Annotated in this window: 22 protein-coding genes and 2 pseudogenes; 11 read left to right on the top strand and 13 right to left on the bottom strand. The window is 71.8% G+C overall.

Annotated features, from left to right (window positions below; all coding sequences use genetic code 11):
• Positions 1-279 precede the first annotated feature (279 nt).
• Positions 280-1323 carry an acyl-CoA dehydrogenase family protein gene (locus GQF42_RS06020; protein ID WP_158918351.1) on the top strand — a complete coding sequence of 348 codons (1044 nt, stop codon included), beginning with the start codon at positions 280-282 and terminating at the stop codon, positions 1321-1323.
• 147 nt (positions 1324-1470) lie between these two features.
• On the opposite strand, the pseudogene GQF42_RS06025 reads toward GQF42_RS06020, so the two are convergent.
• Positions 1471-1881 (bottom strand): annotated as a pseudogene (locus GQF42_RS06025) (LLM class flavin-dependent oxidoreductase); the annotation flags it as partial.
• A 250-nt stretch (positions 1882-2131) separates the two neighbouring features.
• Entirely contained in the window at positions 2132-2686 is a 555-nt protein-coding gene (ssuE, locus tag GQF42_RS06030; protein WP_158918353.1) for an NADPH-dependent FMN reductase, read from the bottom strand.
• Positions 2687-3397: 711 nt separating this feature from the next.
• Between ssuE and GQF42_RS06035 the strand changes: the two genes are divergently transcribed.
• Together GQF42_RS06035 and GQF42_RS06040 are read left to right on the top strand one after the other, a co-directional pair.
• Complete coding sequence (locus tag GQF42_RS06035) at positions 3398-4768, top strand: cryptochrome/photolyase family protein (RefSeq protein ID WP_158918355.1); 1371 nt, start codon at positions 3398-3400, stop codon at positions 4766-4768.
• A gap of 121 nt (positions 4769-4889) precedes the next feature.
• The gene (locus tag GQF42_RS06040; protein WP_158918357.1) at positions 4890-5327 is read left to right on the top strand and encodes an SPW repeat protein; all 438 of its coding nucleotides are present in this window, start codon (positions 4890-4892) and stop codon (positions 5325-5327) included.
• A 92-nt stretch (positions 5328-5419) separates the two neighbouring features.
• Here the strand turns inward: GQF42_RS06040 and GQF42_RS06045 are convergent, their stop codons facing one another.
• A complete protein-coding gene (locus GQF42_RS06045) occupies positions 5420-5881 on the bottom strand; it encodes an SRPBCC family protein (protein WP_376000263.1) in 462 nt (153 codons plus the stop codon).
• A gap of 432 nt (positions 5882-6313) precedes the next feature.
• On the opposite strand from GQF42_RS06045, the gene GQF42_RS06050 reads away from it, so the two are divergent.
• A complete protein-coding gene (locus GQF42_RS06050; protein WP_158918359.1) occupies positions 6314-6601 on the top strand; it encodes a hypothetical protein in 288 nt (95 codons plus the stop codon).
• Between the two features lie 10 nt (positions 6602-6611).
• Here GQF42_RS06050 and GQF42_RS06055 read toward each other — a convergent pair whose 3' ends face one another.
• Complete coding sequence (locus tag GQF42_RS06055; RefSeq protein WP_158918361.1) at positions 6612-7130, bottom strand: GNAT family N-acetyltransferase; 519 nt, start codon at positions 7128-7130, stop codon at positions 6612-6614.
• A gap of 65 nt (positions 7131-7195) precedes the next feature.
• Positions 7196-8629 (bottom strand): APC family permease, encoded by a 1434-nt coding sequence (locus GQF42_RS06060; protein ID WP_158918363.1) that lies wholly within the window; start codon positions 8627-8629, stop codon positions 7196-7198.
• A 137-nt stretch (positions 8630-8766) separates the two neighbouring features.
• On the opposite strand from GQF42_RS06060, the gene GQF42_RS06065 reads away from it, so the two are divergent.
• Positions 8767-9963, top strand: coding sequence for an ROK family protein (locus tag GQF42_RS06065; RefSeq protein WP_158918365.1), 1197 nt, complete (start codon positions 8767-8769; stop codon positions 9961-9963).
• 106 nt (positions 9964-10069) lie between these two features.
• Positions 10070-12787, top strand: a complete 2718-nt coding sequence (locus tag GQF42_RS06070) for a glycoside hydrolase family 2 protein (RefSeq protein ID WP_158918367.1) — start codon at positions 10070-10072, stop codon at positions 12785-12787.
• Positions 12788-12847: 60 nt separating this feature from the next.
• Here GQF42_RS06070 and GQF42_RS06075 read toward each other — a convergent pair whose 3' ends face one another.
• On the bottom strand, positions 12848-14308 hold the full coding sequence (locus GQF42_RS06075; RefSeq protein ID WP_158918369.1) for a hydrolase: 1461 nt from the start codon (positions 14306-14308) through the stop codon (positions 12848-12850).
• Between the two features lie 213 nt (positions 14309-14521).
• Between GQF42_RS06075 and GQF42_RS45680 the strand changes: the two are divergent.
• Positions 14522-14791: pseudogene (locus tag GQF42_RS45680) on the top strand (GlsB/YeaQ/YmgE family stress response membrane protein); the annotation flags it as partial.
• 18 nt (positions 14792-14809) lie between these two features.
• Here the strand turns inward: GQF42_RS45680 and GQF42_RS06085 are convergent.
• Positions 14810-15586 (bottom strand): GNAT family N-acetyltransferase, encoded by a 777-nt coding sequence (locus GQF42_RS06085; protein ID WP_158918371.1) that lies wholly within the window; start codon positions 15584-15586, stop codon positions 14810-14812.
• Between the two features lie 40 nt (positions 15587-15626).
• Positions 15627-16004 (bottom strand): MerR family transcriptional regulator, encoded by a 378-nt coding sequence (locus tag GQF42_RS06090; RefSeq protein WP_158929834.1) that lies wholly within the window; start codon positions 16002-16004, stop codon positions 15627-15629.
• 70 nt (positions 16005-16074) lie between these two features.
• Between GQF42_RS06090 and GQF42_RS06095 the strand changes: the two genes are divergently transcribed.
• On the top strand, positions 16075-17382 hold the full coding sequence (locus GQF42_RS06095; RefSeq protein WP_158918373.1) for an MFS transporter: 1308 nt from the start codon (positions 16075-16077) through the stop codon (positions 17380-17382).
• Positions 17366-17842, top strand: coding sequence for a nucleoside deaminase (locus tag GQF42_RS06100; RefSeq protein WP_158918375.1), 477 nt, complete (start codon positions 17366-17368; stop codon positions 17840-17842). The genes GQF42_RS06095 and GQF42_RS06100 overlap by 17 nt, the downstream gene beginning before the upstream one ends.
• A 12-nt stretch (positions 17843-17854) precedes the next feature.
• Here GQF42_RS06100 and GQF42_RS06105 read toward each other — a convergent pair whose 3' ends face one another.
• From GQF42_RS06105 to GQF42_RS06115, 3 genes are all read right to left on the bottom strand, one after another.
• Positions 17855-18709 (bottom strand): GNAT family N-acetyltransferase, encoded by an 855-nt coding sequence (locus GQF42_RS06105; protein ID WP_158918377.1) that lies wholly within the window; start codon positions 18707-18709, stop codon positions 17855-17857.
• Positions 18706-19215, bottom strand: coding sequence for a hypothetical protein (locus tag GQF42_RS06110; RefSeq protein WP_199272584.1), 510 nt, complete (start codon positions 19213-19215; stop codon positions 18706-18708). The genes GQF42_RS06105 and GQF42_RS06110 overlap by 4 nt, the downstream gene beginning before the upstream one ends.
• 73 nt (positions 19216-19288) lie before the next feature.
• The gene (locus GQF42_RS06115; protein WP_158918379.1) at positions 19289-19924 is read right to left on the bottom strand and encodes a chaplin; all 636 of its coding nucleotides are present in this window, start codon (positions 19922-19924) and stop codon (positions 19289-19291) included.
• A gap of 308 nt (positions 19925-20232) precedes the next feature.
• Between GQF42_RS06115 and GQF42_RS06120 the strand changes: the two genes are divergently transcribed.
• Together GQF42_RS06120 and GQF42_RS06125 are read left to right on the top strand one after the other, a co-directional pair.
• On the top strand, positions 20233-21873 hold the full coding sequence (locus GQF42_RS06120; RefSeq protein ID WP_158918381.1) for an alpha/beta hydrolase: 1641 nt from the start codon (positions 20233-20235) through the stop codon (positions 21871-21873).
• A gap of 128 nt (positions 21874-22001) precedes the next feature.
• Positions 22002-22526, top strand: coding sequence for a DUF4232 domain-containing protein (locus GQF42_RS06125; RefSeq protein WP_158918383.1), 525 nt, complete (start codon positions 22002-22004; stop codon positions 22524-22526).
• Here the strand turns inward: GQF42_RS06125 and asnB are convergent.
• Positions 22519-24360 carry an asparagine synthase (glutamine-hydrolyzing) gene (gene asnB / locus GQF42_RS06130; protein ID WP_158918385.1) on the bottom strand — a complete coding sequence of 614 codons (1842 nt, stop codon included), beginning with the start codon at positions 24358-24360 and terminating at the stop codon, positions 22519-22521. The two genes, GQF42_RS06125 and asnB, sit on opposite strands and share 8 nt — an antisense overlap.
• A 259-nt stretch (positions 24361-24619) precedes the next feature.
• Complete coding sequence (locus GQF42_RS06135; protein ID WP_158918387.1) at positions 24620-25417, bottom strand: alpha/beta fold hydrolase; 798 nt, start codon at positions 25415-25417, stop codon at positions 24620-24622.
• Positions 25418-25483 lie beyond the last annotated feature (66 nt).

The following is a 25483-nucleotide window of genomic DNA, read 5'->3' on the forward strand; positions in this document are numbered from 1 at the left end:
CCAACCTTTCACGTCCTCAAGTTCATTCCGGCGGCTCAAGGTGACGGCGCTCACAGCCCGGGGTCGCCCGTGCGTCTCCGGCCAGGCCCGCTCGGTCCCGCCTCTCCGGGCAGGCCCGCTCGGTCCCGCTTTCGGCCGGACCGGCCTCACTCCCGGCGGGCCCGGCGGCCGGGCCGTACGCGGCCGGCGCCCCGGCGGTGCGGTGCGGGCGGCGAGGGCGCCCGACACGGGCGACGTGCGGCACATGTTGGCAGGCGAGGTCCGGGGTGTCGAAGAATCATGGATATGACACCCACCTGCGCGCACCCACTCCTCGACCGCGCCCGTCGCCTCGCCGCGGACCTGCTGGTTCCCGAGGCCGAGCGGGTCGACCAGGAAGGCGTACCGGCGAGCCACATCGAGGCGGTGAAGAGGTCGGGGCTGCTCGGGGCGGGCGCTCCGGTCGCCTACGGAGGCTCGGGGGCACCGCCGGGCGTGGTCCGCCGGATCGCGGAGATCCTGGCCGGCGCGTGCTGTTCGACGTGGTTCGTGCAGACCCAGCACCACACTCCGGTGCAGATCCTCGCACGGAGCGAACTCCCCGTCAGGGAGCGGCTGTTGGGCCCCTTGTCGCGAGGTGAGCTGTTGTCCGGGGTGGCGTACGCGCATCTGCGCTCGTATCCGCGCATCCCGGTGCGCGTGCGCCGGGAGGGTCGGGGTTGGCGGTTCGAGGGGAGTGTGCCCTGGTACACCGGGTGGGGCCTGAACGACGTGATGCTGCTCGCCGGGGTGAGCGATGACGACGAGGTGCTCTTCGCCTTCACCGAGGCACGCGGCCGGCCCGGGCTGCGCGCGTCTGAGCCGATGCGCCTCGCGGCGCTGACCGCCACGCGCACGGTGTCACTGGAGCTGACCGGACTGTGGCTGCCCGAGGAGGCGGTGGCCCTGCGGACCCGGTACGAGCGGTGGGCACCCGCGGACCGGGCCAGGACGCTGAACGCCGGCCCGGCGGTCTTCGGCGTCGCGGAGGCCGCCCTGTCACTGCTGGACCCCAAGACGGCCGCCCCGTTCACGGCCCGGCTCGCCGACGTCCGCCGTCGCGCCTACGCCCTGGCCGACCATCCGGCACCGCTGGAGCGGGTCGTGGAACGGCTGGCGGTGCGCGCGGAGGCGTACGAGGTGCTGCGGACGGCCACCACGGCGGCGGTGGTGGCCGGGGGCGGGCGGTCGATGGCCCTGACGAGCCGCGCCCAACGCCTCGCCCGGGAGGCGCTGTTCCTGCTGGTGCAGGGGCAGACGGCCGAGTCGAGGGCCGCGCATCTGCGGGCGCTGGCGGGCGCCTGAGCGGTCGTCGCCGTCACGCCCTCTCGCCCCCCGGGCGGGCTAGGTGTCGTACGGAGCGCACGCCACAAGCAGGTCCCCCAGGCGCCCACCGCTCCGGCGCCGGTCGGTTCTCGCGTCATGAACCGACCTTCGGGCGGGGCGGGTTGGTCAGCCCGCGAACGGCACCTGGGCCTCGGCAGCGGGCGTCCCGGCGTGGGGATGCGTCCACAGTCCCTGCGCGGCGAGCCGGGGCAGCACGCCCTCGCCGAACCAGTACGTCTCCTCCAGGTGCGGATAGCCGGAGAGGACGAACTCGTCGATGCCGAGGGCGTGGTACTCCTCGATCCGCTCGACGACCTCGTCGTGGCTGCCGACCAGGGCCGTGCCCGCGCCACCGCGCACCAGGCCGATGCCGGCCCACAGGTTGGGGTGGATCTCCAGGCCGTCCCGACTGCCGCCGTGCAGGGCGAGCATGCGCTGCTGACCCTCGGACTCGCTGCGCGCGAGACCCTCCTGTACGGCCCTGACCGTCTCCGGGTCGAAGCCGTCGAGCAGCCGGTCCGCCTCCGCCCAGGCCTCGGCCGGGCGGCCGGGTGCCGGTCGGCGCGGGCCGACCGAGGTACCGGCTCTTCCGGGGTACCGGGTCGTGCGGGGCGTGGGGCTGTGCGCCTCGCCAAGGGCGGTGCGGGGTGCGGGAGCCGGGGGCCGCGCGGGGACGGTGGGCAGGGTCGTGGCGGGCGGTCCGGAGCGGGACGCCCGGCTCGGCTCGACTCGAGGAGGCCGCCGTTCGGCGTCGTCGGCGATGACGGGTGCGGTCGTGGTGGGCCGCTCAACCCGCCGCCGCCAGGACCGGAGTCCGGCCGAGGGCGACCGAGAACTGGTCCACCACCTGACCGAGGGCCTCGGCGGTGGCGGGGGCGAGGGTCAGTGAGCCGTCCTCGCCCACGGTGATGTCCTTGTCGAGGGTGAACCAGCCTTGGACTATGTGTGCGGCCCCCATGGAGTTCAGCACCGGGCGCAGCGCGTAGTCGATGGCGAGGACATGGGCGGTGGAGCCGCCGGTGGCGAGCGGCAGCACGGTCTTGCCGGTCAGCGCGTACTGCGGGAGCAGGTCGAGCAGCGCCTTGAGCACGCCGGAGTACGAGGCCTTGTAGATCGGTGTGCCGATCAGGACGCCGTCGGCACGGGCGAACAGTTCGGCGGCCCGGGCGATGGCCGGGTGCCGTACGTCGGGGCCGAGCAGGGCCTCGGCCGGCAGGGCACGGACGTCGAGCGGGATCACCACGTGCCCCTGGGCGGTCAGCCGCTGGTCGAGGTGGCGCAGCAGGCGACCGGTGCGCGAGGTGGCGGAGGGGCTGCCGGAGACGGACAGGACGGTGGCCATGGGTGCCTCGTTTCTGAGGGTGCGCAGTGGTGCCGACAGTCGCACTCGGGCCACGAGGGACTCGAACTCACTTTCTCGTGGGGGAGTTGGGTGACCCAGTAGGTGAACTCCACGGTTGCTGCGGGTATGCGGAACTCCTGGCGCGGAATGTTTTCCAGAACGCCGAATTCAAGGGGCGTGCGGGCGCGGCGAATTCAGGCGGGAAAGCAGGAAAAAGGAGGGAGCGCGGCGGATCGCCCCGGCGAGGGCCGTCAAGAAGAACCCGACCGGTCTCGTATCGCGGACCTTGAATTTCACCAGGGTGTGACGGGAAATCCGTTGAGCGAGACCGCACACAGTCCGGAGCGGGAACTCCCCATACCGGCGGCCGTTGATATGTCAACACGCCCGGGCACCCCGCTCGCCTCGCTGCCGACGCGCGGTGGCGGTGGCGCAGGCGCAGGCTCTCCACGCGGCCCTCGGCCGACGCGCCCGGGAGCCGATGACGGCCCGAGGACGTCGCGCATCGGCTCCCTCTCGGCGCCCTCCCTCTCGGCGCTCTCCCCCTCGGCGCTCCCTCTCTCGACACTCTCCTCCTCGATGTTCTCCGGCGCGGCGCCCCCCTCCGCCCGCCCGCGCGGGCCACGATCCTCATGGGGCCTCGCGCAGGGCCGGCGGAGCCTCACGCGTCCGCCTCGCCGCCCTCGACCTCGCCCCCCCCGGAGCCGCGTCATGACCGCCTCGGTCGTCCTGTTCACGTCCGATCTGCGTCTGCACGACCACCCGCCGCTGCGCGCCGCGTCGGCCGGGGGCCGCCAGGTGGTCCCGCTGTTCGTGCGGGACCGGGGCGTGACGGACGCCGGTTTCGCGGTGCCCAACCGGCTGGCGTTCCTCTCCGACTGCCTGCGGGACCTCGATGCCGGGCTGCGCGAGCGCGGCGGGCGGCTCGTGGTGCGCTGCGGTGACGTCGTCGAGGAGGTGTGCGCGGTGGCCGCGGCAGCGGGCGCGGGTGAGGTGCACATGGCTGCCGACGTGAGCGGGTACGCCCAGCTCCGGGAGCGGCGGCTGCGGCGCGCCCTGGAGGCGGACGGGCGGCGGCTGCACGTGCACGACACGGTGACCACGGTGCTGGCGCCCGGTGCGCTGACGCCGGCCGCCTCGGACCACTTCGCGGTCTTCACTCCGTACTTCCGCCACTGGTCGGTGCAGCGGGTGCGCGACCCGCTGGGCGCGCCGCGCGTGGTCCAGGTCCCGGACGGCATCGCGTCCGAGGGCTTGCCGTTCCGTGCCGCGCTGTCCGGTGTGTCCCCGGAAACGGCGGCCGGCGGCGAGACGGCGGGCAGGAAACGGCTGACCGCGTGGCTCCGTTCGGGCCTCGCCGGGTACGCGGACCGGCACGACGACCTGGCCGGTGACGCCACCTCGCGACTGTCCCCGCACCTGCACTTCGGCACACTGTCCCCCGTCGAACTCGTCCACCGCGCGCGGAAGGCGGGCGGCCCGGGCGCGGAGGCGTTCGTCCGGCAGCTCGCCTGGCGCGACTTCCACCGTCAGGTACTGGCGGCGCGGCCCGCCGCGGCCGTCACCGACTACCGCACGCGGCGCGACCGGTGGCGGTCCGAGCGCACGGCCCGCGCCGACATCGAGGCCTGGCGGGAGGGCCGTACCGGCTTTCCGGTGATCGATGCCGCGATGCGCCAGCTGCGCCACGAGGGCTGGATGCACAACCGCGGGCGCCTGCTGACGGCGAGCTTTCTGACCAAGACGCTGTACGTCGACTGGCGTGTGGGGGCCCGGCACTTCCTGGAACTGCTGGTCGACGGCGACCTGGCGAACAACCAGCTGAACTGGCAGTGGGTGGCGGGCACCGGCACGGACACCCGCCCCAACCGGGTCCTCAACCCCGTCGCCCAGGGCAGGCGGCACGATCCCGACGGGGCGTACGTGCGGCGCTGGGTGCCCGAGCTGGCCGGTGTCGCGGGGGCGGCGGTGCACGAGCCGTGGAAGCTGCGGGACCGGGCGGGCATCAGCGGCTACCCGGACCGGGTCGTCGACCTCGCCGACGGTCTGGCCCGCTTCCGGCAGGCCCGGTCCCTGGAGTGAGCCAGGCCACACAACGAGAGCTACACATAAAGAAGAAATAAGAGCAAACTAGGACAAAGCGGTGTATATGTCACACCGCACCCAGACGCGGTCTGGCCTGCAAAGTCAAAGGAGACGAGTCATGGCCAACGTCTCGCACAGGGGTGATATATCGACCCACCCCGATGTCTCCGAAATGCGGGATCGCTACGCCCGCATGCTCGGCGGTCGTGATGTGGCGCTCGTGGACGGGCCGGTCTTCCTGCTCGGCCTGTACTGCGCGGCATCTCCGTGGATCGTGCACTACACGACGAGCCAGCCCTCCCTCATGACCCACAACCTGATCATGGGGATAGCGATAGGCCTGCTGGCACTCGGCTTCACCAGGGCCCCCGAGCGGATGTACGGCCTCAGCTGGGCCATGTGCGCCTTGGGCGTCTGGATGATCATCGCTCCCTGGATCGTGGGCAGGGGCCCCGACAAGGGCGTGATCATCAACAACGTCGTCATCGGCGCACTGGCGCTCGTACTCGGACTGGTCTGCGCCGGAACGGCGTCGAAGAGCGCGCCCAGGCCGTAGCGGGAGATGCGAGAAAGGGGGAAGCAAGGGGAAGAACAGGAGGGCGGCCGAGGCCGGTCCGCGCGTGCGGACCGGCCTTTCCCGCGCCCGCTTCAGGGACTCGGCACCAGCCAGGGCTCCTGCGGCAGGGTCCGGCCGGTCTCCAGCAGCGACTTGAGGTTGGACAGCACGGCCGGCCAGCCGGCGCCGACCTGTGAGCGCTCGCCCTCGTCATTGAGGTCCTCGTGGACGACGGTCAGCCGGACGATGTCCTCGTAGGGCTGGATCTCGAAGGTGACCCGGGAGTGCCGGTCCTCCCGATCCTCCTCGGCGGGCGCGGCCCAGGTGGCGACGAGGCGGGTCGGCGGCTTGCTCTCGACGACCCGGCCGACGACGTCCTCGACGCCGGAGCCGTCGGTGCGCACATGCGCCCAGCGCGAGCCGGGCCGCCAGTCGGATTCGTTGCGATGACCCCAGTAGGCGGCCGTCAGGTCGGCGTCGGTGAGCGCCTCCCAGACCTTCTCGGGCGTGCTCGCGATGTAGGTGACGTACACAAAGCTGGGCTTGTCGGTCACGGCTTCCTCGGCTCGTCGCTTCAGGGCACCGAGCGCACTCAGGCGCGGGCGCTCGAACTTGTCGATGCTTGCATGTCAAGAGGGGCCCTTGGATACCGAGGCGAGACCAATGGATTTCCTGCGATTACACCGGTTGAATCGCGGATTATGTTCCGATTTGAGCCGAACGCTACGAACAGCTGTTACATGACGCATGGGCGCCCTTGATGGACGGTCCGTAGCGTCGAAGACACACCGACGAACGCAACCGATCGAAGGACAGTTCACCCATGCGCGCTCTTCACACCCTGCGCACCCACCGTCGTCGCCGCCGGTGCCGGCGCCGTCCTCGCCGCCACGGCCTCCGGCGCGCCGGCCGCCACCGCCCCCGAGTCGGCTCCCGTCGCCCACGCGTCGGCCCACTGCAAGGACAAGCGGGGTCTCGTCAAGACGGTGTGGCTCGCGGTCGCCGACGACACCTCGACCGCAAAGGTCTACAAGATCGGCCCCACCCACTACGAAGCCGACATCTACGCCCACGGCCACAAACTCGACACCCTGACCGCCAAGGGCCACACCGCCCACGGCGAGAACAACGGCCTGCATGTCACGCTGCATGTGACCTCCTGTGTCGAGGACGCCCCGCAGCCGCAGCCCGGCACGGGTGACGCCAAGCCCACCCCGCTGCCGGGCGGCGACCACGGCAAGAACGGCACGGCGCAGGCCGCGCAGGCCGAGTAACCGACTCCGCTCAGCCGGTCACGGCGAACGAGATCCACACGTCCGGGGGCAGCTCCGGCCGGTCCGGTACCGGCCGCAGCTCGCGCGTCCAGGCGTCCTGGGCCAGGTCACGGGCGATGTGCGGCCAGAACCGCACGGCCGCCGGATTGTCGCCCTGGTAGGCGATCTCCCAGTTCCCGGGGTGCCGGCGCAGCACGTCCCGTACGGCCCGCGTCCCGATGCCGAGGCGGCGCGCCCCGCGCACCACGAAGAAGCTGTTCAGCACGCGCACCGGTGCGTCCAGCGCGCGCACGAACGCGAAGCCGGCCGGCCGCTCGTCACGCACGAACAGGTACGGCGCCCAGTCCGGCCGGGTGAAGGCGTACTCGACCCGCTCGTTGCGGAAGGTGCCGTCCGGGCCGGGCAGGGCGCCGCGGAACTCGGACAGGTCATGGTGGAACATCAGCCACAGCCGCTCGACGGTGGGCCGGTCGTCACTGGTCGCGGGGCGGACGGTCAGGTCCCGGTCCGCCGGGAATATGTCGGTCATAAAAAGCAGCCTCCCCGGCGGACTTGAGGTCCGGTCCGGGGAGGCTCGCGAAGACTGCCGTAACTCTAGCTCACCTCAAGGACCTTGGGCTCCTCGGCGATCTCCTTCGCGCCGAACGGCCACACCCTCTCCAGTCGGGCCCAGACCAGGAAGGCCACACAGCCGAGGGCCAGCCAGGCCAGGGACCACTCGATGGGGTGGCGTCCCGGGGAGTTCTTGTCGGCGTATCCGTAGATCACGCACCAGCCGACGAACGCGACGATGCTCGGCAGCGGATACAGCCACATCCGGTACGGCCGGAGCAGGTCCGGCCGGCGTCTGCGCACCACGGTCAGTGCCACGATCTGGGCGAGCGCCTGGACGATCACCATGACCGTGGTGAGCAACTGGATCAGAGTCGCAAGGTCGGTGTGCCGGCCGATCAGGAAGCCGGCCGCGGTGATCACGCCCATCGTGGCAAGGCCCAGCATCGGGAAGCGGTGCTTGGGGTGCAGCTTCTCGTAGGGGCGGAAGAAGACACGGTCGCGGGCGGCGTCGTAGGGGACGCGGGAGCCGCCGAGCAGGCCCGTGAAGACGGAGGCGAACGCCGTGACGAGGATCAGCACGGTCACCACGTCGGCGGCGCCCTTGCCCCAGGTCTCCTCCAGCACCGCCGAGGCCACCGAGGTGGAGGCGATGTCGTGCGGGTCGGTCATCCGCTTCCAGTCGATCACTCCGAGGGTGCCGATCTGGAGCAGCAGGTAGATCACCATGATGCCGAGGATGGAGTAGAGGATCGAGCGCGGGAGGTTCCGGCCGGGGTCCTTGATCTCGGCCCCCATGTAGGCCGTGGTGTTGTAGCCGAGGTAGTCGTAGATGCCGATGGTCAGGCCCGCGGCGAAGCCGAGCCAGAAGTGGTTGCTCGTCAGGTCGAAGGCGCCCGACGGGTAGGTGAAGGCCCGACGGGGGCTGAAGTCGCCGGCCGAGGCGACGATCACCAGGAGCACCGAGGCGATCATCACGGTCCACATCACGGTGGTGATGCGGGCGATGTGCTCGATGCCACGCCAGAGCAGGATCACGACCAGGGCGATGATGCCGAGCCCGATCAGGTCGCCCGCCGTCTGCCCGAGACCGGGGGCGAGATAGCCCAGGTACTGCACGAAGCCGACCACACCCGTGGACATGATCAGCGGGATGAAGAGCATCGCCGTCCACACGAACAGGAACGGCATCAGGCGGCCGGTGCGGTACTGGAAGGCCTGGCGCAGATAGAGGTAACTGCCGCCGGAGCCGGGCATCGAGGCACCCAGTTCCGCCCAGACCAGTCCGTCGCACAGCGCGAGGACCGCGCCCGCGACGAAGCCGATGATCGCCTGCGGGCCGCCGAACGCGGCGACCATCAGCGGGATCGTCACGAACGGCCCGATGCCGCACATCTGACTCATGTTGATGGCCGTGGCCTGGAACAGACCGACACGGCGGACGAAGCCACCCGTGGGCGGCGGGCTACCGGACATGGGGACTCCTGACGCGACGGGCGCGCGGCCCGTCCGCCTGCGCAGCGACTCGCCCGGGCCGGGCTGACTGGGCGATAAAGTTAAGGAGCCTTACTAGCCGCGTCAAGTAGGCGTCAGGAATGCGTGAGAATGGTGCGATGGCCGCGAGCGACGTCGTAGAGCAGCAGGAACATCCCTGGAGCCGCCGGCGCCTGCGCAGTACCAACGAGCGGCTGCTGCTGGACCGGCTGCGCGCCCAGGGCGCCGCATCGCGCGCCCAACTGGCCCGCGTGACCGGACTGTCGAAGCCCACGGTCTCCAGCGCGCTGGCCTCGCTGGCGGCGGCCGGACTGGTGCACGAGGTCGGTACCCACGCCCCGGAACGCGGGCGTACTGCCGTGCTCTACGCGCCCGACCCGGCGGCCGGACACGCGCTCGGCGTGGACATCGGCCGGGGCTGGCTGCGTGTGGCGGTGGCCGACCTGGACGGCTCGGTCGTCGCCCGGGCCGACGTACGCAACCGGGCCCGCACCTCCGCCGCACTGGCCGACCTGGTCGTGGGCACCGCCCGGCAGGTGATCGCCAACTCGGGCGTGGACCCGGCCGACGTGGTGCACGGGGTGGTCGGCACGCCCGGCGTCTACGACGAGAAGCAGCGGCGGGTGCGGTACGCGATGCATCTGCCGGGCTGGGGGCGCACGGGGCTCGTCGACCGGATGCGCGAGGAGCTGGGCGTACCCCTGGAGGTCCACAACGACGCCAATCTCGCCGCACTGGGCGAGTACACGTTCGGTGTCGGCACCGGCAGCCGGCTGTTCGCGTACATCCTGATCGGCACCGGCCTCGGCATGGGCGTGGTCAGCGAGGGGCGGCTGTTCACGGGCGCGCACGGGCTGGCCGGCGAGATCGGCTTCCTGCCCTGGCCCGGGCGGCAGAAGCCGGAACGGCTGGAGGACGCGGTGTCCGGGGTGGCCGTGGTGGAGGCGGCACGGCAGTTCGGGATGAGCGGGCAGCTCACGGCGAAGGCGGTCTTCGACGCGGCCCGGCAGGGCAATCCGGCGGCCGTGCGGGCGGTGGAGCTGGAGGGCGAGCGGATCGCGCACACCGTGGCGGCGGCGGCAGCCGTGCTCGATCCCGATCTCGTGGTGCTGGGCGGCGGTGTCGGCCACAGCGTCGACCTGCTGCTGCGGCCGGTCCAGGAGCAGGTGCGCGCCCTCACCCCGCTGCGCCCGCGCATAGCCCCGAGCCGCCTCGGCGAGGACGCGGTGCTGCTGGGCGCGGTGGCGACGGCGCTGGACACCGCCCGGGATCTGGTCTTCGCGCGTCGGGCGGGCCGCGCGATGGGCAGGGCCTGATCCGCCTAAGTGCGCCCCCGGCCACGGTCATTGACATGACCGGTGGGGCGCCCTACCGTGAGCTCGATTAGTAAAGTTTCCTAACTTTACGAGGCTGGAGACCGCCGTGTTCCCTCGCTCCGCCCCCACGGCGCGCCGGTACGCCGTCACCGCCCTGGTCCTCGGTCTGCTCGGCTCCCTGGTCGGCGGCGCCTGGGCCGACCCTCCGCATCGGATGCCGTCGGCGCGGGTCACGCGCGTCCCCTCCGCCGCGGGCACCGGCACCCCGCTCACCGGATTCGCCCTCCAGTCCTCGGCGAGGGTGACCGACTCCGCCGCCGCCGTCTCCTCCCCGGGCTATCCCGCGAAGGGCTGGTACCCGGCGGGCCCCCGCTCCACGGTGCTGGCCGCGCTGCTCGCCGACGGCGTCTACGCCGACCCGTTCTTCTCGGTCAACCAGCAGAAAATCCCGGCAGCCGACTTCCAGGTCCCCTGGTGGTACCGCTCCGACTTCACCCTGCAGGACACCGCCCGGCGCACCTATCTCGATGTCGGCGGAGTCGTCTCGGCGGCCGACGTCTACGTCAACGGCCGGCAGGCGGCGACGGCCCAGGAGGTCACCGGCGCCTACACCCGCCACGAGCTGGACGTCACCTCACTGGTGAGGTCCGGCACCAACACGGTGGCCTTCCGGATCCAGCCCAACGACCCCGCCAAGGACCTGACCATGGGCTGGATCGACTGGCTCCAGCCGCCGCCCGACCGGAACATGGGGATCGTCCGTGACGTCCTGGTCCGCCGGGGCGGCCCGGTCGCCCTGCGCGACGCGCACGTGCTCACCAGCCTGGCCGTGCCGTCGCTCGCCACCGCCGACCTGACGGTGAAGGCACAGGCCCGCAACGACACCGGCGCCCCGGTCACGGCCGAGATCACCGGCACCGTCGGCACGACGGCCTTCACCCGGCAGGTCGCACTCGCCGCGCACGAGACGAGGACCGTCACCTTCTCCCCCGCCGACACCCCCGGTCTGCACCTGACCGCCCCGAAGGTGTGGTGGCCGGCCGGAATGGGCGGGCAGCCGCTGTACGACCTCGACCTGACCGCGTCCGTCGCCGGTACGACGTCGGACACCGCGCACGAGAACTTCGGCGTCCGCGACGTCCGGGCGCCGCTGAACGCCGACGGCGCCCGCCAGTACCGGATCAACGGCCGGCCACTGCTGATCAAGGGCGGCGGCTGGTCGCCCGACGAGTTCCTGCGCTGGGACAGCCGTTACGTCGAGGACCGGCTCAAGTACGCCGTCGACCTCGGCCTGAACACGATCCGCCTGGAAGGGCACCTGGAGCCGGACGAGTTCTTCGACCTGGCCGACCGCCACGGCATTCTGACCCTGCCGGGCTGGGAGTGCTGCGACAAGTGGGAGGGCAACGTCAACGGTGCCGACGAGCCCGGGGACCCGTGGAGCGACGCCGACTATCCGGTGGCGAGGGCGTCCATGGCCGCCGAGGCCGCCCGGCTGCGTGACCACCCCAGCGTGATCTCCTTCCTGATCGGCAGCGACTTCGCACCCGATGCGAAGATCGAGAAGACCTACCTGGACGCCCTGAAGGCCGCCGACTGGACGGCCCCGGTTGTCTCGGCCGCCTCGGACAACTCCTCGCCCCAGCTCGGCAGTTCGGGCATGAAGATGACCGGTCCGTACGACTGGGTGCCGCCCGCCTACTGGTACGCCAAGCGCGAGGGCGGGGCCACCGGCTTCAACTCCGAGACCAGCGCGGGCCCGAGCATCCCCACCCTCGACACCCTGCGCCGCATGCTGACCCCGGCCGAACTCGACACGCTCTGGAAGGATCCGGCCGCCAGGCAGTACCACCGTTCGCCGTCCCCCGTCTTCGGCACGCTCAAGATCTACGACGCCGCCCTCACCGGCCGCTACGGTGCCCCCACCGGCCTCGCCGACTACGTCCGCAAGGCCCAGCTGGCCCAGTACGAGAACGTCCGCGCCCAGTTCGAGGCCTACGGGCGCAACGCCACGGATGCCACGGGTCCCTCGACCGGGGTGATCCACTGGATGTTCAACAGCGGCTGGACGTCACTGCACTGGCAGCTGACGGACCGCTACCTGGACCAGGGCGGTGCCCACTTCGGCGCGAAGAAGGCGAACGAGCCGCTGCACATCCAGTACGGCTACGACGACCGCTCGGTCGCCGTCGTGAACAACCGGCACGACACGGCTTCCGGACTCACCGCACGGGCCACGCTGTTCAACTCCGACGGCACACAGAAGTACGACAGGACGGTGCGCGGGGTGTCGGTGAACGGCGACGGCGCGCACACGACGGCGCTCAGCCTGCCGGCCTCGGTGAGCGGGCTGTCCGCGACCCATCTTCTCCGCCTGGACCTGACGGACGCGGCAGGCAGGGAGGTGAGCCGGAACGTGTACTGGCTCTCCACCCGCCCCGACACCCTCGACTGGTCCGGCACCACCTGGTACTACACGCCGACGACGAGCTACGCCGATCTCACGGGCCTTTGCTCGATGGCGTCGGTGCCGGTGTCGGCGACGGCGGCCACGAAGTCGTCGCACGGCACGTCGACCACCACCGTCACCCTGCGCAGCACCGGGAGCGGGAAGACCCCGGCCCTCATGACGGACGTCCATCTCGTGGACGCGCACGGCAGGCCGGTGCTGCCGGTGCGCTGGTCGGACGGCGAGGTGAGCCTGTGGCCCGGCGAGTCGGTGACGCTGACGGCCACCTACCGGACGGCCGACCTGGGCGGTTCGACGCCGAGCGTGCGGGTCTCCGGCTGGAACAGCCCGGAGCGGACCGTTCCTGCGGCCTGACGGCGGACGTGACGGTGCGGGGGCGGGCCCGGACGGCCCGCCCCCGCACCGTCGTTCGGGTCAGGCGACGTTGAGCGCGGTGTCGTCCACGACGAACGACGTCTGGTACTTGGAGCCCTCGGTGCCGGTGAGCTTCAGGGTGACGGTCTGCCCGGCGTAGCTGCTGAGGTCGAAGCTGCGCTGGGTGTAACCGGAGGCCGCGTTGAGGTTCGAGTACGTGGCCAGGGTGCCGAGGACCGTGCCGGAGCTGTTCAGGACCTGGACCTTGAGGGTGTCGTAGGCCGTGCTGGTCGTGGTCTCGGCCGTGTCGATGTGCAGGTAGAAGCTGAGCGTGGCGGAGCAGCCGGACGGGATCGCCACCGACTGGGAGAGGGTGTCGGTCGTGGCGGTGCCGTTGCCGTCGAGCCAGGCGTAGTACGAGCCCGAGTGGGCCGGCTCGCCACCGGAGTTGGTGATGACACCGCTGGTGGCGCTCCACGTGGAGTTGCCGGACTCGAAGCCCGCGTTGCCGAGCAGCTGGGCGGCGGTGCAGGTGCCGGTGCCGCCACCGGTGCCGCCACCGGATCCGCCGCCGCTGGTGCCCGAACCGGCCAGCCAGGCGGTGGCGTTGAGCGCAAGGGCCGCGTTGGTGGCGCCGGAGTCGTTCCAGCCGTCGTACAGGGTGTTGCCGGACTGGCCGGTGCCGTCGTCGATCGGGGAGCTGTCGCCCCAGAAGGCGACCCGGCCGCTGCCGTAGGTGCTGGTGAGGAAGAAGGCCCCGGTGTTCCCGGAGTATCCGCTGCGGTAGACCAGGCCCTTGACGGAGGAGTTGTCGGAGGGCTTGAGGGTGGCGGTCGTGCCGTCTGCGATGAGGCTCTTGGTGACGGTGCCGAAGGAGCCGTTCAGCACCGGGTCGGAGCTGTCGCTGATCGCCGCCGGGTAGCCGGACTTGATGTCGAGCGAGTCGATCGAGAAGCCGAACGGGTCGCTGGAGTCGACGCTGTTGTTCGACATCAGGTCGTTGAGGATCTCGACCGCGTCGTAGCCGTCGTTGTTGCGGTCGGCTCCGGTGTGGTCGGAGATCATGAACAGGCCGCCGCCGTTCTTCACGAAGTTCATGATCGCCGTCTTTTCGGCGCTCGTGAACAGCGTGTTCGGCTCCGGCAGGACCAGCGTGTCGAAGTTCGACAGGTCCAGCGAGGACGAGCCGCCGTAGCTGAGGCTGGAGCCGGAGGGCAGCGTCTTCAGGCTGTAGTCGCCGGTCTTCTGGAGCGCCACGCCCCAGGAGGACAGGGCGCCGGTCCAGTCGGTCTCGACGGACGGGGAGGAGTCCTGGCCGAGCGGGTCGGGCTGGCTGGTGGAGATGATCCAGTCGGCGTTGCCGGCCGTCTCGGCGTGGGCGTTGTCGAACAGGACGCGGTGCGTGGTCGCCGCGTGGGCGGGGGTGCTGCCGCCGACCTGGACGGCGGCTCCGGTGAGGAGCAGCCCGAATCCGGCCAGGGCAGTGGTGAGTCTGCGGCGGGATCTCCTGGATCCAAGCATCCGGCGAACCTCCATGAGGGGTGGGGAGAGGCGGTGCGGGCGCCAATTCTGCGCGCGTAGAACCGGATTGAGGGTTCTACACGCGTCGACTGGTTGAAAGGTACATGGCATGAAGGCGTGATGAACAGACACTCCCGGCAACGAACGTGAGCGGACCGGCTCAGCCCGCAGCGGGCAGATGATAGCGGGAGACAGGGCGAAAAAGGGGTGTACATGGAGATCTCGGGCTTCATCAGCGCCATCGTCATCGGCGGCATCATCGGTGTGCTGGGCCGCCTGGTCGTCCCCGGACGCCAGCACATCGGCATTTTGTGGACCATCGTCGTCGGCATCGTGGCCGCGCTGCTGGGCTCGGCGATCGCCGCGGGGTTCGGGGCCGCCGCGGGGTTCGGGGCCGCCGACACCAAGGAGCCGGGCTGGATCGAGTGCTTCATCCAGATCGCGCTCGCCGCGGTCGGCATCACCGCCCTCGACCGGTCGCGTCGCGGGCCCGCTGCTGAGTCAGCTCCCGTACAGATACGGCGTGGTGGTGCTCAGCGCGTGGAAGCCGAGGCGCTCGAGGATCGGGCGGCTCATCGGCGAGGCGTCCACCTGGAGGTAGCGGTAGCCGTGGGCGGCGGCGACGCGGGCGCGGTGGGCGACCAGGGCGCGGTAGATGCCACGGCCGCGCCAGGCCTCCACGGTGCCGCCGCCCCACAGCCCGGCGAACGGCGTGCCGGGCACCAGTTCCATGCGGGCGGCGCTGACCGGTTCGTCCCCGGCGAGCGCGACCACGGCGACGACCGTGCCGGGGTCGGCGGCCAGCCGGGCGAGCAGCCGGTGCCGCAGCCGGGTGCCGTCGGTGCCGAAGGCCTTCTCGTGCACGTCCACGACGAGGCCGATCCCGAACTCGTCGGCGGCCTCCACGAGCCGGACGCCGGCGGGAGGTTCGGCGTCCAGGGCCAGCCGGGCGGTCTCGGCGACGAGCAGCGTCTCCTCGGGCTCGGCACGGAACCCGGCGGCGCCGAGCCGGGCACCCAGGTCCGCGGGCCGGTCGTGGCCGTACAGCTTCCACTCGAAGTCCCGGCCGAGAGAGGTGAAGTGGGCGATCTGCTCGCGGATCGCCCGGTCGGCGCCCACCGCGTCCAAGTCGCTCCAGAGCACGCCGTTCCAGCCCTGGGCGTCCGCGACCTGGCGCACGACCGGGCCGGCCCGTTCGACCAGGGCTCCGGGGCCGTCGGGCCGGGCGCGCTCGCGCATGTCCCGGTCGTACAGGGCGAGTACCGCTGTGTGATCCATGCACCCAGCTGAGCACGTCGCTCTTCGCCGGGCCAGGCAATTACCGCGCGTCTGCGTCCGGCCGTACGACGGCGAGGTAGGCACCGAGCCGGTCGCGGTTGCGAGCCAGGCAGTCGATACGTGCCTGGATCCGGTCGATGTGCCCCTGCAGCAGGGCGGCCGTCTGCGGGGTCACGCACTCGGTGGGCGGGTGCAGCTCGTTCGGCCCGGAGAGATACGGCACGATCGCACGGATCATCTCCGTGGTGAGCCCGGAGTCCAGCAGGCCGCGGATCTGCTGGACGTCGGCCACCGCGGACTCGGGATAGCTGCGGTAGCCGTTCTCGGTCCGCTCGGGGTGGAGCAGATCCTGTTCCTCGTAGTAGCGCAGCAGTCGCGTGGGGACACCCGTACGGCGCGCCAGTTCACCGATCCGCATCCGGGCCTCCCGAGCCGTGTCCGGTCCGCGTTTGACCTTCACACTGATGTGAAGCTCCGAGCATGGTCGCATGACCGTGTCCTCACCATCGTCCACGTACTCCCCGTCCAAGGGCGGCCGGTTGCCGTGGTCGGGGCTGCTCGCCCTGTCCTGTGCCGCGTTCGCCGCCGTCATGACGGAACTCCTCCCGGCCGGGCTGCTGCCCGCGATGGCGCCGCCGCTCGGGGTCGCCGAGTCCCGGATCGGTTTTCTCGTCACCGCCTACGCGGCCGCGTCGTTCCTGGCCGCGGTCCCCCTCACCGCGGCGCTGCGCGGGCTGCCGCGGCGGCCGGTGCTGTGCGCGGCCCTGCTCGGGTTCGCGCTCAGCAACGCACTGGTCGCGCTGTCCTCGTCGTATCCGCTCACCTTCGCCGCCCGGCTGCTGGCCGGTGCGATGGGCGGCACGCTGTGGGCGATGCTGGCCGGGTACGCGGCCCGGATGGTGCCGGCCGCGCGGCGCGGCCGGGCCATCGCCGTCGTGCTCGCCGGGATCACCCTGGCCCTGTCGCTCGGGGTGCCCGCCGGTTCCGCGCTGGCCGGTGCGGTGGGCTGGCGGCCGGCCTTCGGGACGCTGGCCGTGCTCGCCGTGCTGCTCGTGGCGTGGATACGGCTTCGCGTGCCCGGTTTCCCGGGCGAACCGCCGCACGCGCGCGTGCCGCTCACCCGGGTGGCGCGGCGCCCCGGGATCCGCCCGGTGCTGTCCGTGACCCTGTTCCTGCTGCTGGGCCACCAGGTGATGTACACGTACGTCGCCCCGTTCGCCGCGCATGCGGGGTACGGCCGTACGGGCCTGTTGCTCGCGGTGTTCGGGACGGCCACGGTGGCCGGGATCTGGCTCACCGGTGCGCTGATCGACCGGTGGCCGCGCCGCACCCTGCTCGGGGCGCTCGCCCTGTTCGCGGGCGTGCTGCCGGTACTGGGCCTGGCCGCGGGGGTGCATGCGCTGCTGGTCGGCGCGGTCGCCGTGTGGGGCGTGGCCTTCGGCGGGGCGCCGACGCTGATCCAGACCGCGCTGGTCGACGCCTCGGGCCCGGCCGACGCGGATGTGGCGACCTCGTTGCAGACCACGGTGTACAACGCGGGTATCGCGGCCGGTTCGTTCACCGGTGGGGTGGCGCTGGACCGGCTGGGCGCCGGTGCGCTGCCGTGGACCGCGCTGGCACCGGCCCTGGTCGCGCTGGGTACGGTCGCGGCGGGCCGGCGGCACGCCTTCCCTGCCGTGCGGCGCGCCGTCGCCCCGGAGGCGGACACACCGGCCGGGTCCCGCCGGGTGGCCGTGGCGTGCACCGCCGGAGATCATTCCGTGAGGAGGTCGGTGGACGATGGTGAAGGACAGTGAACTGCGGCATCTGCGCCGCTGTGTGGAGCTGGCCGTGGCGGCGCTCGAGACGGGGGACGAACCCTTCGGGTCGGTGCTCGTGGCGGCGGACGGCACGGCGCTGGCCGAGGACCGCAACCGGGTGGCGGGCGGGGACCACACCCGGCATCCCGAGTTCGAGCTGGCCCGCTGGGCGGCCGCGCATCTGACGCCCGGCCAGCGGGCCGGTGCCACCGTCTACACCTCCGGCGAGCACTGCCCGATGTGCGCGGCCGCGCACGCCTGGGTGGGGCTCGGCCGCATCGTGTACATCGTCTCCTCGGAACAGCTGACCGGCTGGCTGGCCGAGTGGGGGGTACCGCAGGGACCGGTACGGCCGCTGCCCGTCCACGAGGTCGCGCCCGGTGTGGCCGTGGAGGGGCCGGTGCCGGGCCTGGTGGGCCAGGTGCGGGAGCTGCACCGGCGCCGCTTGCGGTCGTGACTGTCCTGCGGGTCAGCCGAGTTCGAGGGTGGTGACGCCGAACACGCGGTCCTGGGCGTGTGCGCGGACCGGTCCCGTGTACATCCGGGCGGTCTCGAAGGAGGCCCGGAGTCCGGCCGCCTCGGCGAGAGCGATGCCGGCTTTGTTGGGCTCGGGCACGTCGATGGCGACCTCGCGTCCGGCGGCCTCGGCCGCGAGCGCGGCGAACAGCGCCCGGGCGTCCTCGGCGGTGTCGGCGAACAGGGGGCCGATGCGCAGGCTGTCGCGGCCGGGGCGCAGCACGCCGTAGCCGGTCACGCGTGCGCCGTCGTGGCGGACGAAGGCCCGGTGGCCGGGGCCGGTGAGCCACTCGGCGAGGAAGCGCGGCCGGTCGGCCGGCCAGCAGGCGCCGTCGTAGGAGGTGATCGCGGCGAGGTCGGCGGGACCGGCCGGACGGACGCCGTCGGACGGCTCGCCCAGCGGGGCGGCGCCGGTGAACCGGATGGTGCGGTAGGCGAGTTCGAACCCGGACTGGCGGTAGTTGTCCTGCTGAGCCACGACTCCGTCCAGGCCGACGGTACGTTCCCCGGCGTGCGCCAGAGCGGTCTTCCAGGTGGTGAGGCCGTGGCCGTGGCCGCGCAGGTCGGGGCGGACCAGGTAGCAGCCCAGGAAGGCGTAGTCCGGGCCGTAGTTCACGACCGAGATGGCCGACACCGGCTCCCCGTCGATCCGGCCGAGGAAGAAACCGGCCGGATCCTGCGTGAAGAACGCGGGCCCGTCGGACACCCCGGGATTCCAGCCCTCCGCCCCGGCCCATCCGGCGATCACCGGCCAGTCGTCGAGGGTGGCCTGCGTGACGACGAGGTCGTAGGGGGCCGCAGAGGTCATCGGTGTGCTCCAGTTGCGTCGGGTCCGGACTGACGTTCCGCATCCTTCCGGATCAACGGGGGCCGCACCACGGGAAGATCAGCCGTTACGGAACCCCGCGCCGCACGCAGCAGCGCGGGTGCCGTGGCGACCACGAACAGCCCGAAGAGGGTGATCGGCAGCAGCCCCACCGGCCGCAGCAGCCGGGTGGGATCCGCCGCCACCCAGGCGCCGTTGACGTACCAGTTGGCGAGGACGTCCAGTGTCATCACGACGGCCGCCAGCTTGAAGCCCCAGGGACGCAGCCACAGGGTGAGGGCGGCGGCGAGCGGGTCGAGGACGACCAGGGCGACGAAGAACACCTGCAACGGCAGCGGACCGAAGCCGGCGTAGGCGTGCAGCCCGCCACGTGCCAGGTACTGGGCGTGGTAGCCGGTGCCTTCCAGGAATCCGCCGGTGGAGATCACGAGAACCACGCGTGCCCAGCGCGGCAGTGCTCGCCACCGCCCGTGTATGCCGTCCGTCACCGGGACAACGTACTGCACGTGTGTCCGGGCCCCACCGGGCCGGCGACCGGTGGGGCGTGCGCCGTGGGGGGAGTCAGCGGCAGCGGGCGGGGCGGAAGCGGCGGTAGAGGAGGGCGCCGCTGAGGAGGAGTACGGCACTGCCGGCGGCCGCGGGGACGGTCGCGTCCGCTCCGGTGTGGGCCAGGGCGGAGACCGCCGGCCGCGGGGCGGCCGGTACGGGGTGGTGCTGCACGGGTGCCGCGTGCCGGGGGGCCGGGCTGCGCGGGGGCTCGGGACTGCGGGGGTGGTCGCCGTTGACCGAGGTGTTGCCGGTGGCCGGGTTACCGACGCCGACGACGTCGACGCTGTTGCCGCTGACGTTCACCGGCAGGTCCACGGGGAGCTGGATGCCGTTGCCGGAGAGCACCCCGGGCGAGTCCTTCGCGCCACCGTGGGCAACGGCACCGCCGGACCGTGGCGAGTGGCTCTTTCCGGTGCCGCCGGTGTTCGCGCAGCGGTTGCCCGCCGCGGGGTTGAGCAGCCCCACCACGTTCACGGTGTTGCCGCACACGTTCACCGGCAGCTGCACCGGGAGCTGGATGCCGTTGCCGGAGATCAGCCCGGGCGAACCGGCCGCGGAGCCGTCGGCGGTGGCTCCGTCGGCCGCGAAGGCGGCGGACACCGGCAGCGCCACGGCCATCGCTCCGGAGGCGGTGGCGAGGGCGATCACACCGTTTCGGGTAGCCCGTCTCATAGGTTCCCTGCCTTCCAGACGTCATCGCGGGCACTCACCCGCATCACTTAAAACGCAGGTGAACCATCCGAGTTATGGCTTATCGGCCTTTCACCCCGTCGAGCGACAGTGTTATCGAACCGCATGCAAAGCCCCTCAATGATCATTAATAGGGAACAAAAGGTGCGAATCATAGGACACGGGGCCCCGAACCGCCCGCCCGGAGGCGGGCGCTCCGGGGCCCGCTTATGGTGATCCGAGGGCGCCGTCCCCTGGTCCGCGACAGGCGTCCCGGGAGGCGATCGATGCTGGCCAAGCTGTCCACACGGCTCGCCGTGCGGCGCTGCGCGGGTACCGGATTCCTCGCCCTGGCGCTGCTCGGAGCCGGGCTGCCCGCGACCGCCTCAACCGCCCGGCCGCAGCCGGACCTGACCCGCTTCTACCGGCAGAAACCGGCCTGGACGGCCTGCAGGGGCTCGGACATGCCCAAGGACCTGCAGTGCGCCAAGGTCACCGTGCCGCTCGACTACGCACGGCCCCGCGCCGGGACCCTCGACATAGCCCTGGCCCGCTACCGGGCGACGGGGAAGTCGCAGGGCTCGGTGGTGCTGAACTTCGGCGGCCCGGGCGGCCAGGGAGTCAGCGAACTCGGCACCGACGGGCGGGAGTTCCTGGACCTGACCAACGGCTACGACGTGGTGACCTTCGACCCGCGCGGCGTCGGCCGCTCCTCCCCCGTCAGCTGCGGCGACGGCGCCGGTGCTGTCGCGGGTGCGACCGACGACACCGCCGGCATCGACCATCCGCAGGCACTGCTCGGGCAGTTGAAGAAGGCCGCCGACCAGTGCGCCCGGTACTCCGGCCCCGTGCTGTCCCACATCGGCACCGTCAACGCCTCCCGCGACCTGGACGTCATCCGCCAGGCCCTCGGCGACAAGAAGCTCAACTACCTCGGCTTCTCCTACGGAACACGGCTCGGTGCGGTCTACGCGGCGCAGTTCCCGCACAAGGTCGGCCGGTTCGTCCTCGACGGGGTGGACACACTGACCGAGCCGCTGTCCGAGCAGGGGGTGGCCGGGGCCGAGGGGCAGCAGACCGCACTGGACGATTTCCTGGACTGGTGTACGACGGACATCGCCTGCCCGTTCGGCCAGGACCGGCGTGCGGCCGGGGACCGGGTCGTCCGGCTGGTGCGCTCGCTCGACGCGAACCCGGTCCCCATCGACCCCGCTGACAAGTTCTCCGGCCAGGACCTGGTGGGCGCCCTCGGACAGGCCCTCTACAGCAAGCGGTCGTGGCCTTCGCTGGAGCGGGCGCTGGCCTCACTGGCCCAGGACGGCGACACCCGCGGCGTGCTGAACTTCGCCTCCGGCGGCGCCGGCCTGCCGGCCCTCCCGGGCAGGGCGCGACCGACAGCAGCGCACAAGGAGCGGAGGAAGGGCGGCGGCCTGGTCGATCCGCAGTACATCCCTGCGGACAATCTGCCGGCGGCGCTCATGGCGATCGACTGCGCGGACGACCCCGACCGGCCCGATGCCGCCCGGCTCACCAAGGACCTGAAGAACCTGCTGGCCACGTACGAGCAGGCCTCACCGGTCTTCGGCCGCTACCGGCTCACCGAGCTGCTCATGTGCTACGGCCGTCCCCGGGGCACCGACTTCATCCGTGACCGCGTCAAGAACGTCGACACCGCGAGGATGCTGCTCGTCGGCACGCGCGGGGACCCGGCGACCCCGTACCAGTGGACGGTGGAGACGGCCGCGCGGCTGGGTTCGTCGGCCGTGGTGCTCGACAACAAGGGGGACGGGCACACCGGCTACACCTCCTCCGCCTGTGTGCACCGGGAGGTGGACGACTTCCTGCTGTACGGCTCCCTGCCCCCCGGCGGCAGTTCCTGCCCGGCGGACGGGAAGGACTGGAGCGCCACCACCGGATCCGACGACTGACGACAGGAGCGACGCAACCGGGCATCAGGCGGATCCGGAACAACCCCCCGCCGTTCCCGGACGTCACCCGGGGCAGGCGTGCCTCGGTCGCCGTACCCCGCACGTGACCGGGACAGGGAGAGACCACCATGCACATCCGCGCCGCTCTCGCCGTGCCCGCCGTCTCGGCCGCCGCGGCGGCCCTCCTGCTGGCCGCGCCGCCGAGCCGGGCCGTCACGGGCCCGGCCGGGACCACCCCGTGCGCCGAGCGGTCGCTGACGGTCCGGGCGAAGGCCGTGCCCGGCACGCCGTCCGTGGTGCGCATGAGCGTCACCAACCGCCGCGGCCGCACGTGCACCGTCGACCGGGTGCCCACGGTGACCTTCGCCAGCCTGGACGGGGCCGCGCTGCCGGTGCCGGCGGGCGCCACCGGCGGCTACCGGCTCGCGGCGGGCCGGACCGCGTACGCGGACGTACGCACCATCGGTGACCCGGCGGACCCCGAGGCCCGCCGGACCGGCAGTCTCACCGTGGCCGCCTCGGCCGCGCACCCGGGCCGCTCCTTCGCCGCCGCCCGGCTCGGCACCGGGCAGCGGATCCTGGTGTGGGAGCCGGTGACGACGTGGTGGCAGCCCACGGCGGCGGCAGCGGACCGGGCCGTCGGCCTCAGCTGAGCACGACCTCCGGTGCATAGAGGTCCAGCCACTTGGCGAGGTCCAGGGTGCGCTCCAGACCACGCCGCTCCACCTGGGTGCTGACCGGTGTCTCCAGCTCGGCGGCCTGCTGCACCCGTCCCCGGTCGACCAGGTCGAAGACGCGGTGGGAGGGCTGTGCGAGCAGGTCCTTGACCTGCTCCTGCAGGGCGACGGCGTACTTGGGGTCCTGGGTGGAAGGGTAGGGGCTCTTCACCCGGTCGTACACCGAGCGCGGAAGGACGTCCGCGGCCGCCTCCCGCAGCAGGCTCTTCTCCCGGCCGTCGAAGGACTTGAGGGCCCAGGGCGCGTTGTAGACGTACTCGACCAGCCGGTGGTCGCAGAACGGCACCCGGACCTCCAGCCCCACGGCCATGCTCGCACGGTCCTTGCGGTCGAGCAGCGCACGCACGAAGCGGGTCAGGTGCATATGGCTGATCTGCCGCATCCGGTACTCGAAGTCGCTCTCACCGTCCAGCCGGTCGACCGCGGCGACCGCGGTGCGGTAGCCGTCGGCGACATAGCTCTTCAGGTCGAGGGACTTGGACAGGTCGGAGCGCAGTACGCCGGTGTCGTCGCCGAAGTGCCGGCCGAAGCGCACCAGCCACGGGAAGGTGTCGGCGCGGCGCGCGTCCTCGTCGAAGAACTGCAGGTAACCGCCGAAGACTTCGTCGGCGGACTCGCCGGACAGGGCCACGGTGGACTTCTCGCGGATGGCGCGGAAGAGCAGCAGCAGCGAGGAGTCCATGTCGCCGAAGCCTGCCGGCAGGTCGCGGGCGCGGATCACCTGCTCGCGCACGGCGGGGTCGGCGAGGGACTGCACGTCGAGCACGATGTCCTGGTGGTCGGTCTGCGCGAGCTTGGCCACGTCGTGCACGAAGGGCGTGTCGGGGGTGCCGCGCAGTTCGTCGGCGACGAAGTTGTCGGTCTGGCCGACGAAGTCGACGGCGAAACTGCGTACCTGCTCGCCCTGTTCGGCGAGTTGCCGGGCGGCGATCGCGGTCATCGCGGAGGAGTCGAGACCGCCGGAGAGCAGAGTGCAGCGCGGCACGTCGGCGACCAGCTGGCGGCGCACGATGTCGTCGAGGAGGGAGCGCACGGTGGCGATGGTGGTGTCACGGTCGTCGGTGTGCGCGAGGGTCCGCAGCTGCCAGTACACGCGCGTGCCGAGTCCGGAGCGGTCGACGGTGACGACGGTGCCGGGTTCCACCTCGCGCATGCCGTCCCAGATCGCGTGCCCGGGCGTCTTGATCATGACGAACAGCTCACGCAGGCCGTCCAGGGTGACGCGGCGGCGGGCCAGCGGGTTGGCGAGGACGGCCTTGGGCTCGGAACCGAACAGGACGCCGTCGGGGGTGGGGTAGTAGTAGAACGGCTTGATGCCCATGCGGTCACGGATCATCACCAGCTTGTCGTGGCGTCCGTCCCAGACGGCGAACGCGTACATGCCGTTGAGGCGTTCGGCCACCTCGTCGCCCCATTCGAGGTACCCGTGCAGGACGACCTCGGTGTCGGAGTCGGTGGTGAACCGGTGGCCCCGGTCCTCGAGTTCGCGGCGCAGCTCGGTGAAGTTGTACGCCTCGCCGGAGTAGACCATGGCGATGTTCCCCTGCGGGGTCGACAGGGACATCGGCTGACGGCCGCCGGGAAGGTCGATGATCGCGAGGCGGCGGTGTCCGAGGGCTGCCGGACCCTCGGTCCAGGTGCCGCGGTCGTCCGGACCCCGGCAGGCCATCGTCTCGGTCATCGCATCCAATGTGGAGGTCTCGGTGATCAGGTCACGATCGAAGGAGACCCATCCGGTGATGCCGCACATGCGCTACCTCCAGCCTCCGGTTCGCGCCCGTTTCCCGGGCTCACCTGCGACTTCCACGGCGAGCCGGGTTCCGGTCTCGAACCGGTTGTATCAAGCACCTATATCTCGAGCGTCCGTCAGTTGCCCGAGGCAGTCAACGTGGCCGTAACGCGTTCGACTCACCCGACCTCATGATCCGGCCATGTTTTGCTCGCGCGAAATCGAGCGAAGCCCACGCCGCCAGGCAGGGGCCGCAATAGACCGGCCACAAGCAAAAACTTCACCAAGTGTGACGCGGGTCAGGGTTTCCGGACAGGAACCGGTCCAGCGCCCCGGTCAGCTCGGCCGGCTTCTCCAGGGGCAGCTCATGACCGGCGTCGAGGATGCGGACGACCGCGTCCGGACAGGCCTTGGCCAGCCGCAGCACCTGCCGCACCGGCAGCTGGACGTCGTGGTAGCCGTGCACGATCAGGGTGGGCATACGGATCTCACCGGCCCGGTCGAGGACGTCGAAGGACCGCATGGCGCCGTACAGCGTCATGACGACCTCGCGCGGGACGGCGGCCGAGGCCCGGATGTGCGCGCGGACCTGCTCGCGCGGGTGGCCGGGCGCGAAGGCGCGCTGGATGTTGGCCGCGACGAACAGCCTGAACGGCACCAGGGTGGAGGCGGCCATGAGCAACGCCCGGCCACGGCTGTACGCCATCCGGGCGATGGAGCCGACCAGTACCAGCCGCTCCACCCGGTCGGGGTGGGCCAGGGCGATGGTCTGCGCGATCATCCCGCCCATGGAGTGACCGACCAGCACGCACCGCTCGACCTCGAGGTGATCGAGGAGGGCCAGGACGTCGTCCGCGAGTTCCGCGACGGTGCGCACCCCCGCACCGGTGCTCTCGCCGTGGCCGCGCAGGTCCAGCCGGATCACCCGGCGCCCGGCGCAGAAGTGCGCCACCTGATGGTCCCAGCGGTGCCGGTCCGCGGTCCAGCCGTGCACGAACACCAGCGGCACCCCGGGCGCATCGCGGGGACCCTCGTCGTCGTACGTCAGGGCCGCTCCGGCGACGTCGAGCTGGGGCATGGAGGCCTCCCGGGGTTGGGCACGGTGTGGTTACTGGCGGGTACGTTATCCGGCCACCGGGTGTCG

The organism is Streptomyces broussonetiae (genome assembly GCF_009796285.1).
GTDB lineage: Bacteria > Actinomycetota > Actinomycetes > Streptomycetales > Streptomycetaceae > Streptomyces > Streptomyces broussonetiae.

What these genes read in the sequence shown, in the direction of transcription:
- GQF42_RS06035 (WP_158918355.1), top strand. Translation starts at nt 3,398, where the DNA reads ATGACCGCCTCGGTCGTCCTGTTCACGTCCGATCTGCGTCTGCACGAC.
- GQF42_RS06135 (WP_158918387.1), bottom strand. Translation starts at nt 25,417, where the DNA reads ATGCCCCAGCTCGACGTCGCCGGAGCGGCCCTGACGTACGACGACGAG.
- GQF42_RS06120 (WP_158918381.1), top strand. Translation starts at nt 20,233, where the DNA reads ATGCTGGCCAAGCTGTCCACACGGCTCGCCGTGCGGCGCTGCGCGGGT.
- GQF42_RS06040 (WP_158918357.1), top strand. Translation starts at nt 4,890, where the DNA reads ATGGCCAACGTCTCGCACAGGGGTGATATATCGACCCACCCCGATGTC.
- GQF42_RS06095 (WP_158918373.1), top strand. Translation starts at nt 16,075, where the DNA reads ATGACCGTGTCCTCACCATCGTCCACGTACTCCCCGTCCAAGGGCGGC.
- GQF42_RS06060 (WP_158918363.1), bottom strand. Translation starts at nt 8,629, where the DNA reads ATGTCCGGTAGCCCGCCGCCCACGGGTGGCTTCGTCCGCCGTGTCGGT.
- GQF42_RS06125 (WP_158918383.1), top strand. Translation starts at nt 22,002, where the DNA reads ATGCACATCCGCGCCGCTCTCGCCGTGCCCGCCGTCTCGGCCGCCGCG.
- GQF42_RS06065 (WP_158918365.1), top strand. Translation starts at nt 8,767, where the DNA reads ATGGCCGCGAGCGACGTCGTAGAGCAGCAGGAACATCCCTGGAGCCGC.
- GQF42_RS06100 (WP_158918375.1), top strand. Translation starts at nt 17,366, where the DNA reads ATGGTGAAGGACAGTGAACTGCGGCATCTGCGCCGCTGTGTGGAGCTG.
- GQF42_RS06075 (WP_158918369.1), bottom strand. Translation starts at nt 14,308, where the DNA reads ATGCTTGGATCCAGGAGATCCCGCCGCAGACTCACCACTGCCCTGGCC.
- GQF42_RS06090 (WP_158929834.1), bottom strand. Translation starts at nt 16,004, where the DNA reads ATGCGGATCGGTGAACTGGCGCGCCGTACGGGTGTCCCCACGCGACTG.
- GQF42_RS06105 (WP_158918377.1), bottom strand. Translation starts at nt 18,709, where the DNA reads ATGACCTCTGCGGCCCCCTACGACCTCGTCGTCACGCAGGCCACCCTC.
- GQF42_RS06020 (WP_158918351.1), top strand. Translation starts at nt 280, where the DNA reads ATGGATATGACACCCACCTGCGCGCACCCACTCCTCGACCGCGCCCGT.
- ssuE (WP_158918353.1), bottom strand. Translation starts at nt 2,686, where the DNA reads ATGGCCACCGTCCTGTCCGTCTCCGGCAGCCCCTCCGCCACCTCGCGC.
- asnB (WP_158918385.1), bottom strand. Translation starts at nt 24,360, where the DNA reads ATGTGCGGCATCACCGGATGGGTCTCCTTCGATCGTGACCTGATCACC.
- GQF42_RS06085 (WP_158918371.1), bottom strand. Translation starts at nt 15,586, where the DNA reads ATGGATCACACAGCGGTACTCGCCCTGTACGACCGGGACATGCGCGAG.
- GQF42_RS06055 (WP_158918361.1), bottom strand. Translation starts at nt 7,130, where the DNA reads ATGACCGACATATTCCCGGCGGACCGGGACCTGACCGTCCGCCCCGCG.